At 50.7% G+C, this 13,120-nt stretch carries 15 protein-coding genes; 7 read left to right on the top strand and 8 right to left on the bottom strand.

Going from position 1 to position 13,120, the window contains the following annotated elements; translation table 11 throughout:
* Positions 1–9: 9 nt before the first annotated feature.
* Entirely contained in the window at positions 10–408 is a 399-nt protein-coding gene (locus tag G8768_RS15605; RefSeq protein WP_166845063.1) for a BlaI/MecI/CopY family transcriptional regulator, read from the bottom strand.
* 173 nt (positions 409–581) lie between these two features.
* Here G8768_RS15605 and G8768_RS15600 point away from each other — a divergent pair, with 173 nt between their 5' ends.
* Entirely contained in the window at positions 582–977 is a 396-nt protein-coding gene (locus tag G8768_RS15600) for a hypothetical protein (RefSeq protein WP_166845065.1), read from the top strand.
* A 137-nt stretch (positions 978–1,114) separates the two neighbouring features.
* Here G8768_RS15600 and G8768_RS15595 read toward each other — a convergent pair whose 3' ends face one another.
* The 4 genes from G8768_RS15595 to G8768_RS15580 all read right to left on the bottom strand — a co-directional run bounded on the left by G8768_RS15595 (position 1,115) and on the right by G8768_RS15580 (position 5,334).
* Complete coding sequence (locus G8768_RS15595; protein WP_166845068.1) at positions 1,115–2,221, bottom strand: phosphoribosylaminoimidazolesuccinocarboxamide synthase; 1,107 nt, start codon at positions 2,219–2,221, stop codon at positions 1,115–1,117.
* Between the two features lie 239 nt (positions 2,222–2,460).
* Positions 2,461–2,700: an HP1242/YdcH family protein gene (locus G8768_RS15590; protein WP_166845070.1), complete on the bottom strand. Its 240-nt coding sequence runs from the start codon at positions 2,698–2,700 to the stop codon at positions 2,461–2,463.
* Positions 2,701–2,919: 219 nt separating this feature from the next.
* Positions 2,920–4,416, bottom strand: coding sequence for a Na+/H+ antiporter NhaC (gene nhaC / locus G8768_RS15585; RefSeq protein ID WP_184679387.1), 1,497 nt, complete (start codon positions 4,414–4,416; stop codon positions 2,920–2,922).
* An 81-nt stretch (positions 4,417–4,497) separates the two neighbouring features.
* Entirely contained in the window at positions 4,498–5,334 is an 837-nt protein-coding gene (locus G8768_RS15580; RefSeq protein WP_166845072.1) for a 6-carboxytetrahydropterin synthase, read from the bottom strand.
* 97 nt (positions 5,335–5,431) lie between these two features.
* Between G8768_RS15580 and G8768_RS15575 the strand changes: the two genes are divergently transcribed.
* A complete protein-coding gene (locus G8768_RS15575; RefSeq protein ID WP_166845074.1) occupies positions 5,432–5,752 on the top strand; it encodes a YqfO family protein in 321 nt (106 codons plus the stop codon).
* Between the two features lies 1 nt (position 5,753).
* On the opposite strand, the gene G8768_RS15570 is transcribed toward G8768_RS15575, so the two are convergent.
* Together G8768_RS15570 and G8768_RS15565 are read right to left on the bottom strand one after the other, a co-directional pair.
* The gene (locus G8768_RS15570) at positions 5,754–6,374 is read right to left on the bottom strand and encodes an NUDIX hydrolase (protein WP_166845076.1); all 621 of its coding nucleotides are present in this window, start codon (positions 6,372–6,374) and stop codon (positions 5,754–5,756) included.
* A gap of 139 nt (positions 6,375–6,513) precedes the next feature.
* Positions 6,514–6,861, bottom strand: coding sequence for a DUF3135 domain-containing protein (locus G8768_RS15565; protein ID WP_166845079.1), 348 nt, complete (start codon positions 6,859–6,861; stop codon positions 6,514–6,516).
* Between the two features lie 354 nt (positions 6,862–7,215).
* Here G8768_RS15565 and G8768_RS15560 point away from each other — a divergent pair, with 354 nt between their 5' ends.
* Positions 7,216–7,818: a CoA pyrophosphatase gene (locus G8768_RS15560; protein ID WP_166845081.1), complete on the top strand. Its 603-nt coding sequence runs from the start codon at positions 7,216–7,218 to the stop codon at positions 7,816–7,818.
* Positions 7,819–7,874: 56 nt separating this feature from the next.
* Here G8768_RS15560 and G8768_RS15555 read toward each other — a convergent pair whose 3' ends face one another.
* Entirely contained in the window at positions 7,875–8,621 is a 747-nt protein-coding gene (locus G8768_RS15555; RefSeq protein ID WP_166845083.1) for a hypothetical protein, read from the bottom strand.
* A 218-nt stretch (positions 8,622–8,839) separates the two neighbouring features.
* Between G8768_RS15555 and G8768_RS15550 the strand changes: the two genes are divergently transcribed.
* The 4 genes from G8768_RS15550 to G8768_RS15535 all read left to right on the top strand — a co-directional run bounded on the left by G8768_RS15550 (position 8,840) and on the right by G8768_RS15535 (position 13,025).
* Positions 8,840–9,364 carry a gamma carbonic anhydrase family protein gene (locus G8768_RS15550; protein WP_166845085.1) on the top strand — a complete coding sequence of 175 codons (525 nt, stop codon included), beginning with the start codon at positions 8,840–8,842 and terminating at the stop codon, positions 9,362–9,364.
* Positions 9,364–9,567 carry a DUF1289 domain-containing protein gene (locus G8768_RS15545; RefSeq protein WP_166845088.1) on the top strand — a complete coding sequence of 68 codons (204 nt, stop codon included), beginning with the start codon at positions 9,364–9,366 and terminating at the stop codon, positions 9,565–9,567. The genes G8768_RS15550 and G8768_RS15545 overlap by 1 nt, the downstream gene beginning before the upstream one ends.
* A gap of 24 nt (positions 9,568–9,591) precedes the next feature.
* Complete coding sequence (gene purT / locus G8768_RS15540) at positions 9,592–10,794, top strand: formate-dependent phosphoribosylglycinamide formyltransferase (protein ID WP_166845090.1); 1,203 nt, start codon at positions 9,592–9,594, stop codon at positions 10,792–10,794.
* Between the two features lie 101 nt (positions 10,795–10,895).
* Positions 10,896–13,025, top strand: a complete 2,130-nt coding sequence (locus tag G8768_RS15535; RefSeq protein ID WP_166845092.1) for a TonB-dependent receptor — start codon at positions 10,896–10,898, stop codon at positions 13,023–13,025.
* Positions 13,026–13,120: the final 95 nt, after the last annotated feature.

The raw sequence follows: 13,120 nt of genomic DNA, 5'->3' as shown, positions 1-13,120 counted from the left end.
TCCAGACGATTACTTGTGACCGTTTTTACGGCCACCTTCTTTCTCTTCGATCAGCGCTTTCAGTTCATCCAGCTCGCTTTGGCTGAATTCATTTTCTTGCAGAAAATATTCGGCAAAGGACAATTTGTTTCCCGAAAAGAGGCGTTTGATGATGGTGCCGAGCCTTCCGGCGGTAACTTCTTCTCGGTTTACCAATGAGAAGTAGGCGTGTTGTTTTCCTTGCTTTTGATGATCGACCAGAGACTTGCTTTCCATTTTTTGCAGGGTTTTCAAAACGGTGGTGTAGCCGGGTGCGTCGGCGTCGGGCCAGTGCTCAATAATGCTGTTGACTGTCGCCAGATTATCCAGCTGCCAAATGCACTGAAATATGCGCAGTTCCAGTTCAGTCACTTTAATATTGTCATTCATAATATGAGGTCGCTGAGTGTTAATCGTTCGAGCTTTATTACGATGTTTGTCGTATTTAATGAATCTTAGTACGACGCTTGTCGTACATCAAGCGTTTTATTCGCTATGTCACGCTCTTGAAAAGCACTTTTTTGCCCTCAGTAATAGAGTAAGTTAAAAAATGTGACTCAATTATGTTGTTAGTTCGCTTGGTGCTACTGGTACTTTCCCTGGGTTTTGTGGGCTACGGAGTGTTTGCAATGTTGGCAGCAGAGCTGATTGTGCCCACCTTCAGCGGGGTGGAGAATGGTCGCTTTGTTCAGATTACAGGTTTAACTGCATTGTTCTCCGGCGCCTGCCTGGCATCGCTTGGGGCAATGCTGGCCGCGAACATGTTTGCAGCATTGAGCCGACACCCTTTGCGGGAAATGCGTTGGCAGGCCGCATCCAATTCTGCACTTTGGCTTGCACTTACCGCCTTTGTTTTTGCTTTGCTGAGTGCGGTGATGGGCTGGGAATCCATCTACAGCGGATTTATTGCTGCCAGTGAGCCTGTGGATATTTACCTGCACCCAAGCGCTATTGAATGAGGCCCGAACTCATCAAAATCATGTTGAACATGGAAGCTGAAACCAGTTATGAGCTGGCTAAGCGTTCGTGAAGAGACAAGGTGGGGAAGGGAAAGCTGGCGCTATGGTTTATAGCGCCAGCTGAATTCAATCTGCGGTTAGGCGTCAATCAAACCGTAGTCATTGCGCAGGATTTCGATAATCTCCGCTTTTGGATTGGCCGATAGCTCAATCTTTTCACCGGTAATTTTCTCGGCGATGCCTCGATAAGTTTCAGACACCTGCATCAAAATTGCTTCAGGCAGTGCGTTGTCACGTGCCAGAGCAGAGCGCTCATCCATACGATCTTTGTTTAGCAGAATGTCAGGGTCCGGGAAATGGTTCAGCAGCAGCTGACGGAATTCTTCTTTGGAGTTTTCAACCACTTTACCGTCACGATAGGAAGGGCCGTCCCAGATACGGGAAGAATCCGGTGTTCCGACTTCATCCATATAGATCAGTTTTTCCTGACCGTCTTTGTCCGCGACATAGCCAAACTCGAATTTGGTATCGACAAAAATTTGATCCAGTTTTTCCAGCTCGGCGCTGATTACATCAAAACCTTCACGCAACAGCTTTTCGTAAAGATCGATGTCATCTTTGCCCTTGAAGTTAAACGCTTCAACATTGTCATCGATGTTCTGGCGGGTAATGTTCACATCGTCCTGCTCAGGTACACCGGGTATGCCCTTCAGGATACCTTTTGTGGATGGTGTGATTAACAGCTCGGGCAGTTTGCTGTCTTTTTGCAGGTCGTCGGCAATCTGGATGCCACAGAACTCGCGCTCGCCTTTGTCGTAGCTGCGCCACATAGAGCCCGTAATGTACTGACGACAAATGGCTTCAATCATTACCGGCTTGGCTTTTTGTACAATCCAAACAAAGGGGTGTGGAATGTCGAGAATGTGGCTATCAGCCAGGCCTTGCTCTTTAAACAGTTTGAACCAGTGATTGGAAATCGCGTTCAGCGCGGCACCTTTGCCAGGTACGCCGTTCATGCCGCCTTCACCGTGCCATACACATTCAAATGCTGAAATCCGGTCGCTGATCACCATGATCGCCAATGGCGAGTCAGGCGCTACATCGTAGCCTTTTTCTTCAATCAGACGACGGCTGTCGGCTTCGGTTAACCAGTATACAGAGCGAACTTTACCGCTGTGTACAGGGGCATCGGTACGGATAGGAAGGTCGTTATTTACGGCCAATACTTTATCGGCAAGACTCATGGCGTTGTCCTGTGCATTGCTAGCTAAATCAAAAATAAATGGGGTCGGCAGCTGCCGGTTCAGCTCTAGAAGCGCCAAAGGCAAATGGGCGGGATTTCTAGAAAGGGGATTCTACCAGAACTCTAGGCAGTTGCCAGAATTTCCGGGACGAGGCCGGTAATAGGGAGAGAAAGAAGGGGTGGCCGGGGCTAACCCCGGCCGGTAGGGCTGACTGTTAAACAGAAAGCCCCTAGGGGAAATCAGGCTTTTTGCAGCATGGAAAACATTTCGTCTTTCAGGTGCAGGCGCTGCTTTTTCAGCTCTTCCATATGCTCGTCGGTAGTAGGCGAGTCGTTCTGCTCCAGATTGCGAACATTGTGATCCAACTCGTGGTACTCCTTGAACAGTTTGGCAAAGTGACGATCGTTCATTTTTAAGTTATGAATTTGCTCGCGGAATTCAGGCAGCTCGTGAACCAGATCGTGCTTCTCAATATTCATCATATGTCCTCAGCTAGTGGGTAAAAAAGAAAGCTCTTTGTTTGTTTTTATTATCGGCCTGTGAGGCCTGGGGGTATTGATATGGGTCAACAAGTGATGGGGATAAAACCAGAAGTTTATCAAGGAGCCATGCTGGGATAAGGGGGCTCAAGAGACGCTTTGTAAAAACAAAAAAGCCGCTGTCTCAGCGGCTTTTTTGTTGATTGGAACAGCTTGGGTTCAGGATTGGGTTTGAGCCTCTTCAAGCGGGGTGATCTTGAAGTTAGTGAAACCGTACAGGGTGGTCATCAAGGGGCTGATCAAGTTAAAGAAACAGAAAGGCAGATAGGCGAATGTTGCTACCCCCAGAGTGCCGGCCATAAATACACCACAGGTATTCCAGGGCACTAGAGGAGACGTGATGGTGGCACTGTCTTCGATGGCGCGAGACAGGTTCTGCGGCGCCAGACCGCGCTTTTCAAATTCCAGTTGATACATGCGGCCAGGGATCACCACGGCGATGTATTGATCCGAAGACACCAGGTTGACGCCAATGCCGGTACAGACGGTGGTAAAGATCAGGCTGCCGGTGCTGGAGGCCAGGTTGATCAAACCGCTGACCAGACGGGCCAGGATGCCGGTCTTTTCCATAATGGCGGAGAAGATCATGGCGCAAATAATCAACCAAACCGTATTGAGCATGGAGCTCATGCCACCGCGGGTCAGCAGGTCGTCAATATTGCTGTCACCGGTTCCAGATTTATAACCATCGAACAATACGGTCCAGCTGCCCTTGACCATTTGCAGTGCGCTGCCCAAATCTTCGGTGGCACCCATAGCAATCACGCTCTTGGTTTGGAAGATCACGGCGAAGATAAGGCCAAGCATAATGCCCGTCCAGATGCTCGGCAGTACCGGGAACTGCTTATAAGCCATCACAAAAACCACTACCAAGGGCAGCAGCAGGTAGATGCCGATGTCGAATTGGCCCTGTAGGGCCTGAAGGGTGTTGTTCAAAGTATCGAGTTCACCACTGCTGCTGTGCTGAATACCCACCCAGGTGAACAGAATCAAGGCAATGACAAAACTCGGTGTTGTGGTCCACATCATATGACGGATGTGGGTGAACAAATCGGTGTTGGCGGCGGCAGAGGCCAGATTAGTAGTGTCTGACAGGGGGGACATTTTATCGCCGAAGTACGCACCGGAGATAACCGCACCAGCTGTCGCAGCCAGAGACAGGTCGAGAACCGTGGCGGCGCCAATGAAGCCGATGCCGATTGTACCGGCAACCGTCCAGGAGCTGCCAATACACAGGGCCACGATGGCGCAGATCAAACAGGCTGCCGGGTAAAACCAGGAAGGGTCGAGCAGCTGCACCGCGTAGTAAATCATTGATGGCACGGTGCCCGACATGATCCAGGCGCCGATCAGGCTGCCCACCGAAAACAAGATCATAATCGCCTTCAGGGCAATGACAATGCCCGATTTAATACCGTCTTCGATTTCATCCCAGCTAAAACCGTTCTTGATGCCAATGATGGCGGCCACCGCGGCGGTCAAAATAAGGGCCATTTGGTTGGCACCACCGGAGGAGTTGTCACCGTAAAAATATACAGAGGCCGATAACAGGCACATCAGGACAACGGCGGGAATGATGGCATCTAACAGACTGGGGGTGCGACTGTCGTCGCTGCTGATAATGGTCTCTTCTCTGGAATCGCTCAATTCGCTCATAATTTGGAACTCTTTGTTTTTATTGTCTGGCACTGCGACTTTCGTCGCAGTCCGTCACGCAGCGTGTTTTCACCGGCGGGCTTATACTTGATAGACGGCACCCTTACCGATGCCCTCAAAGGCGCGCACTTTAAAGCTGGCATCAGGTTCGGCTTTTTGCAGTTGCCCGGCGATATAGCAGGCGATCCATTCGACCGTGGTGTCGGTGGGCAGAAGCTCGCAGCATTTGGCGGGTAGGGAAATGTCAAAGTGGCCCTGGTCGCTCTGGTAGGCAAAACTGAGTTGCCCGTTCTGGTCTCCGCTCAGATCAAAGTCACTGCCCAAATAGATATCGTACCAACGCTGGGCCCACGACTGTTCCAGGGATTTATCGCGTATCCCGTTTCGCCAAATCTGAATACGGGAGCGGTGTCCATGGGCGATACGCTGGCAATTGCCGGCGTGCTTTTTAAGGCCATGGCTGTAGTGGTAAAAGGCGTCGTCTCCCAAAGCTTCCGTGCTGAAATCCAGGCTCAAGCGTTCAATGGTATTGGGCAGCAGGGCTCGCAGCTGTTGGATACTCCATTCAGCGACACTTTCAGCATTGATCTCTGTGGCGTCGATCAAGGTAATCGCCTGGGCTGGCGAGCGACAGCTCAATTCCTGATCGCCAAAACGCCAGCGCAAGCTGATGTATTCGTCTTCTTCCAACAAGGTCAGCTTCGGGCTGTGACGGGGGACCAGCAGGCAGTGATCGAGGGTCTCATCCAGCCAGTTGCGCAGGGTTTTCTTGACGATGCCAAAATCACAGACCATGCCCTGTTCGTCGAGGGCGCCATCCAGCTCAGTACTGGCTAGCCAGGTTTCGCCTAAAAGGCCGCGATCAGGGTGAAGGAAACTGAAATCGACATTGGTCAATTCATCGACAAATAACAACATGGGGCTTAGGACTCGATCAAAAGGCCGCCTATGATATAACAGCCAATGCAGGCGAGCCATCGCCCGGCCAATGTTCAGCACAATTGACGGAATCTTTATGAGCGAGAACTATAAACTCAGTTTTTATGTGCCCGAGACTCATCTCAGTGCGGTGAAAGACGCGATATTTGAAGCGGGTGCCGGACAACAGGGGGATTATGAGCACTGTTGCTGGCAAACTCCGGGGCAAGGGCAGTTTCGACCGAATGCTCGGGCTGTGCCATTCATAGGCCAGGCCAATGAACTCAGCGAGGTGCTTGAGTACAAGGTTGAGGTGTTGTGTAAAGCGACAAAAATCCAAGCCGTGGTGGCGGCATTAAGGGCTGCCCATCCTTATGAAGAGCCGGCCTATGATGTGATGGCTCTGCTCGATATCTAGCTCAGCTTTTTTTATCGCCTGGTTCGTCGACCGGACCGGTGTTACCCAGGGTATAACGCGCGGGTTTGGGTGGTTTCCAGTCTCGCCCTTTGGGATGAACCAGATCCTCGCTACGCATTGGAAAGTGACCGCTTTGGCGGTCAGCAAAGTAATGTTTGAGGGTTTTTCCCACCACCATAAAGGCGAGATCGTCCCAGGGTATTTCTTCTTCGGTGAACAATCGAACTTCCAGAGATTCCGGGCCGGGTTCAAAATCCAGTGCGCTTAAATGACCGCGATAAAACAGATGCACCTGATTAATCTGGGGCAGGCTGAATAAGGTGTACAAACCTTCGACGTCGATCTTCGCGCGGGCTTCTTCCCAGGCTTCTCTGAGTGCGCCTTCTTCGGTGGTTTCTCCGTTTTCCATAAAGCCCGCGGGCAGTGTCCATTTGTCATAACGCGGCTCGATGGCTCGGCGGCAGAGCAGTACTTTATCTTCGTGAATGGGCAAACAGCCCGCAATAATACGTGGGTTGCTGTAGTGAATGGTTTCACAACTGCTGCAGACATAGCGTTCGCGATCGTCCCCGGGTGGAACAATCAAAGTGACTTTTTCGCCGCAGTGGCTGCAATAATTCATAACAGGCTCTCTAACATTCAACTGGGGAGATTATACCGAAGAGTGGAGCCAAGTTTAGGGTTGAAAGGGGCGAATATTGGGCGGGGGGAGTGTTGATCTGGTGATCGGGGAAGGCCCGATCACCATTTTGAAACGGGAATTAACGGGTAAAGCTCAGTACCTTGGCGTTTTCTACCGTGGGTGCCGGACTGATTTCAACCTTGCCAGTTTGCTCGTTCAATACCTGGCTCAGTTCACCCAGAGATTTCTGCATCATTTCGTACACCTTGACGCAGGAACCCATTGGGTTGTTGTGCAGTTCACGCTGTGCATCGACCTGGAATTGAATGCCTCGCAGGCGACGCTGCATGTGGCTGGGCGCATTGCTGATAGCGGCTTCAATCTGGCTGCTGCGATAGGCCTCAAACGCGGCAGGGTCGTTAACGGCCAGATCTTTCAATTCGTCGAAGCTGAGCTCCGTGCTCGCTGTATTCGTATGGCTACTCATAAGCTAACTCCTGTGCTAAGCGTTTGCAGATCGCTCGTACCCCGTCAAAAAATCGCGCTTGCAAACCAATGGTCTTGGGTGTTTTTGATATTGTTGTTTTTTTGACGCTGGCTGCATGGTAGCAAGGCCATTTTGGGCTGTGTAGCCTGGCGCCTATATCTTCTTTTTATAAAAATATGTCTCCCTTAGTTGATTTTCAGTCATTTTGAACTAAGGCGTAAGGGAAAAAATCCCTGTTCCGACCTGCGGTAATTTCACAGAATTTTGTCTCGAAGCCCGAAATCATGCGGATTTAGAGCATATTCAGGTAAATGGGTTTATACTCAAATACAGTATTTCATCCATGAGGACACTATGCTTAAGCGCCTGCGCTCTGGCCTTGAACAGAGCCCCATCAGCCAGGAAACGGGGACAACTAACCGACAAGCGGCAGTCTTGTTGGCGCTTACTGACCACCCCAGTGAGCCGGAAATCGTTTTAACCAAACGCGCAGAGCATCTCAACAGTCACTCAGGACAGGTCGCTTTTCCCGGTGGAAAATGGGACGAAACCGATAAGAGTTTGATGGAAACCGCGTTGCGGGAAAGCCATGAAGAAATCGGTTTGCCGCCCGAACACGTTGAAGTGCTGGCTAGTTTACCTTCCGCAGAAACCCGTTTTGGTATTCACGTGACCCCATTTGTGGGGGTGGTTCCGAAAGATTTGCAACTTGAGCCCAACTTCGATGAGCTGGATGCGATCTTCAATGTGCCGGTGAGTTATTTCCTTGATGATAGCAACCGCAGCCGCACAGATATTTTTGAAGGTTCCATGGGGCGCTTCTGGGCGCCGGTCTGGCATTACGAAGGTTTTGAAATCTGGGGATTTACCGCCGGCATTCTTGCGAACTTTCTGAATCAAACCTTGAATGCAGGCCTGGGTGAAGAAAGCCAGGCTCCGGTCAAGATCTTCGCCTGAGGCAAGGCCTTCATTCTCAGCGTTCTGTGCCTCTTCTACTGTTCAGCCTCACCAGCCTATGGACCGAGAATTCTCATGCGCAGACTGCGCCAGCGAAGTGAGGTTAGAAACCATAATCCATAGCCGGAAAAGAGGGTGATCAATCCCAAAATAGACAGTACCCTGAGTGCCCAGTTATTGAAGTTCTCACGCTCGTTAAAATCCAGGATGTGCAGCATCCATAAGAAGTCGAAGCCCCGCCACACCCAATTACGCCTGGCGGTAACCCGACCGCTGTTTTCATGTACATATAAATGACTGTTTTTGGGATGATCGAATTTTACCTGGTAGGCCGGCAGCGGGCCTTTGTACTCGCCGTTGTGCTCGCTCAGGCGATTCACCTCCAGTACCGGGCTGTCATGGGCGAAATCTTCCTGGGCAATGGCGATGGCCGCTGTCTCATCGATTGGGCTCAGTAAGGCACCGGTCTGGGCATGGATCAACTGACTTTGATTCCTGTCCTGTTTGAACCAGTAAGCCCATTGGCCCCGCCAGTTGATCAATTCTACAGAATGAATTGCGTCCAGTTTCACCGCCGGGCTGAGTTCCGAAATAGTTAATAAGGGTTTGTCGCCAAGAGCACTCTGATTCAGGGGGATTTTTGATGGGCCAGCTTTGCGCTCGTACTGGCCGCGAACATTATCAATATGAAACCAGGCGAAGTAGGCCCCGCCCAATGTCCAGGCCAAAAACTGCAGGCCGATCACAATGGCTAAGCGGCGATGCCAGCGACGCATAAAACTCTGAAGTGCTCTTTGTCCCATCCTTATCCCCTTGTTTTTATAAATTACATCACAGCAGTGTTCTTGTGGGGCTGTGGCAAACCGTCGCAGCTTAAAGAAGCCTTTGGCGATCGTCCATGGGCAATTTTTCATCAGTGAATAATGGTTATTTGTTCAGTAAATGCTCAATCTGTGGTGCTGGAAAGTGGAAAGCCTCATAATGCAGCCGTGATTGACCTGAAGCAGCGGATAAAAAAACCATGAAATATCGATTAGGCGATAAGGCCCCCCAACTGCGCGGCGAGAAGCATTTTATTGCTGACAGCGCCGATGTCATTGGTGATGTGATTCTAGAAAACAACAGCAGTATCTGGTTTAACGCCGTGCTGCGTGGTGACAATGACACAATCACCATTGGTGAAAACAGCAATGTTCAGGATGGCGCGGTTTTGCACACTGACCCGGGCGTAAAGCTGACCTTGGGCAAGGGTGTTATTGTGGGTCACAATGTGATGCTCCATGGATGTGAGGTCGGCGATAACAGCCTGATTGGCATTGGTGCCGTAGTACTCAACCGAGTGGTTATCGGCAAAAACTGCATCATTGGTGCAAATGCTTTGGTGACCGAGGGTACAGAAATTCCGGACAACTCCATGGTGCTGGGTTCTCCGGCGAAAGTAGTTAAGCAAATTGATGATGCAACCGCAGAATTCCTGAAGCTCAATGCACAGGTTTATGTGGATAATCTGGAGCGTTTTAATGAACAGTTGGAGCCGATTGACTGATGGTTAACATTATCAGTGAAACGGAAACGCCATTACCTTCCCCTTGTGTTTCCATCTGTGTGCTGAATGATGAGGATATCTGTGTCGGTTGCTACCGCAGTGGCGAGGAAATCAGTCGCTGGGGTGCTTACAACAATGACCAGAAGCGCGCCGTCTATGAGGCTATGCAAGAGCGCGCCAAAAAGCTCAATCCATTTTTATAAGTTGTTATTTCCCCGGGGACATTTATGAGTTCGACGAATCAAAGTGCTACGGTTTTCGGCACGCCGTTTTCCAGCGCGGCCACCAAAGTTTTGTTGTGCGGCAGTGGTGAATTGGGAAAGGAAGTTGCGATTGAATTGCAACGCCTGGGTTGTGAGGTCATCGCCTGTGATCGCTACCCCAACGCGCCTGCCATGCAGGTGGCCGATCGCAGCCATTGCTTTTCCATGTTGGATGATGCTGAACTGCGTCGCGTTATCGAACTCGAAAAACCGGATTATATTGTCCCTGAAATTGAAGCCATCGCCACTGACACATTGGTGGAGCTGGAGAACGAAGGATTTACGGTGGTGCCTACCGCCAAAGCGGCTCAGCTCACGATGAATCGCGAAGGCATTCGCCGATTGGCGGCCGAAACTCTGGGTTTGCCAACATCTGATTTTCGATTTGCCGATACTCTGGAATCCTATCAGGCGGCGGTTCAGGAAATCGGTTTGCCCTGTGTAGTGAAACCGATCATGAGTTCCTCTGGTAAGGGCCAGAGCTTGCTGAAAACAGAGGCCGATATTGTCCCGGCTTGGGATTATGCCCAAGAAGGTGGGCGTGCTGGAGCGGGTCGTGTCATCGTGGAAGGCTTTGTGGATTTTGATTACGAGATTACCTTGCTGACCGTGCGTCATCGTGGCGGTACCAGTTTTTGTCCCGCTATCGGTCATCGACAGGAAGGAGGCGATTACCGCGAATCCTGGCAGCCCCAGCAAATGTCGGAAGCGGCGCTCACAGCCTCCAAGCAAGTTGCTGCTGCGGTCACCGATGCTCTGGGTGGTTGGGGAATCTTTGGTGTTGAACTGTTTATTAAAGGCGATGAGGTTTATTTCAGTGAAGTGTCTCCGCGCCCTCACGATACCGGTATGGTGACCTTGATCTCTCAGAACCTGTCTGAATTTGCCTTGCACGCCCGGGCAATTCTGGGTTTACCGATTCCGGACATCGAGTTTTACGGACCATCGGCGTCAGCGGTATTGCTGGTTGAAGGTGAATCCCGAAATTGCCGCTTCCATAATCTGCAGCAGGCGCTGGCCGAGCCGGGAACGGATTTTCGTTTATTCGGTAAGCCAGAGGTTGTCGGTCAGCGCCGGATGGGTGTTGCCCTTGCTCGCGATAAGGATACCGAGTCGGCGGTTGAGAAAGCGCTGCGCGCCAGTCGTGCGGTTCATGTCCAATTATAAATTTGACTAAATACGCCTGATTGCTATTGTGGCTTGCATGTTGGCAGGGGGATACAAATAATCCTGCCAATATAATAATCATCAACACTAAGTCCAATACTATGTCGACATTTCGCAAAGACCCTTTTTCTCTTTCACGTTCTCGCGTTTTGAATACACTGAAAACCTCAGGGGTTTTTGTGCTATCCGGTTTATCTCTGGCGATTGTTGCTCAGGTTCAGGCCGAGAATGAGCACATCGAGCAAATCATTGTAACGGCTGAAAAAACACCGCGCCCCGTCTCAGAATTGCCTCTGACGGTGAGCCAGGTTGATCAAGAGCAGTTGAAACTGATTGATGCCGTGCATCTCAACGAAGCGTTGGCGAGAGTGCCTGGCGCCTGGATCAGTCGTGGTAATGGTCAGGAGCAACTGACCTCGCTTCGATCACCGGTATTAACTGGAGCCGGAAGTTGCGGAGAGTTCTTTATTGCGGAGGATGGTATCGCCAGTCGGCCCAGTGGCTTTTGCAATGTAAACCAGCTGTTTGAATTGAATACCGAACAAGCGGGCGCAATCGAAGTTATTAAAGGTCCGGGTACGGTTTACTACGGCGGCAATGCTTTGCACGGTGTGATTAATGTGTTGTCTCCTGAACCCAGGCAGGGCGGAGAGATAAAATTGGAAGCGGGCCCCGATGATTTCAGTCGAGCCCAATTGCGCATTGGGCACAAATCTGACCAGCACGCCACCGAGTTGCGTTTTAGCGGCAGCCATGACGGCGGCTATAAAGATGACTCCGGTTATGATCAGCAAAAGTTGGCATTACGACACGATTTTTCCGGGGAGCAATGGTCTTCCAAAACCCTGTTTTCGGCGAGTAATTTGAATCAAGAGACTGCCGGGTTTATTTTGGGTAAAGACAGTTTTAAAAATCCTGCATTAAAGCGCAGCAACCCCAACCCCGAAGCGTATCGTGATGCCAGTTCATGGCGTTTGAGCAGTGAGTGGCGTCGAGAATTCGGGGAAGATGCGAGCCTCAGCATCACACCTTATGCACGTCACAGTGAGATGGAATTCATTCAGCATTTTTTACCCGGGCAAGCTTTGGAAGAAAATGAACAAAGCAGCTTTGGTTTACAAGGCAAGTGGCGCCAATCGTTGAGCGATTCGCTCGAATGGACCTTGGGAGCTGAACTGGAAGTGGCGGATATGGAGTTGCGAGAGTTTCAGGAAAACGAAACCGACAGCCCCAGCGCCTTTTTGCGAGCCACTATTCCAGCGGGCCTGCATTATGATTATCAAGTCGACAGTAATATGTTGGCGCTGTTCAGCCAGTGGCGTTTGCAGTTAAGTGAATCGACTTTGCTGGATGCCGGTTTGCGTTATGAGCGTCTGGAATACGATTATGATAACCGCACAACCGACGGCACCTTAAAGGTTGATGGCACACCTTGTACGTTGTTTGGCAACGTCAGAACCTGTCGCCATGCTCGTCCGGCGGACCGAGAAGACAGCTTTGACAATGTCAGTTATCAGTTGGGTTTACAGCAGAATTTCACCGAGCAGCTCAGCGCTTATGTGCGCTTGGCAAACAGCTTTCGTGCACCGCAAAATTCGGAGTTGTATCGATTGCAAAAAGGTCAGATCCAAGCCGATCTGGATTCCGAATCCCTGCAAAATCTGGAATTGGGCCTGCGATACTTCTCTGAGCAAATGAGCGTGCAGCTTGCTGCGTTCGCCATGCAGAAAGACGATTTTATTTTCCGCGATGGCGACGGTTTTTACATTGATGAGGGTGAAACCAAACATCGTGGTATCGAGTTGGACGCCAATTATGCATTGAGTGAACAATGGCAATTGGCGGTTGCTGCAAGTTGGGCCGAACATCTTTACGACAATAACCCGGATCCCAGCCTGGGCGATATCGATGGCAATGATATCGACACCGCACCTAACTTGCAGGCGAACACCCGCTTGCGCTGGCAGGCCAATGAGCAGTTGTTGGCGGAGTTGGAATGGCATTATTTGGGGGATTATTATCTGGACCCTCAAAATCTCCATAAATATAGCGGTCATTCTTTGCTGAACTTGCGTCTTGCCTGGCAGCGGGACAGTTGGCGACTGGCGGCTCGTATGACGAATCTGACTGATCGTGATTATGCTGAGCGCGCAGATTTTGCTTTTGGTAACTACCGTTACTTTGTCGGGCAGGGGCGCGGTTTGTATTTGAGCGCGGCTTACAGCTGGTAGACATCGGCTCGTAAAAATTCAACGTTAAACAACCAAATTTTGCGGGCGAAGGGTCGCTTAAGCCCGCTTGGCGGTTGTGTCATCAAGCTGCGCTG

Origin of the sequence: Pseudoteredinibacter isoporae (assembly GCF_011602085.1) — a bacterium.
Lineage (GTDB): Bacteria > Pseudomonadota > Gammaproteobacteria > Pseudomonadales > Cellvibrionaceae > Pseudoteredinibacter > Pseudoteredinibacter isoporae.
This window is presented reverse-complemented; position numbering and strand designations above follow the sequence as displayed.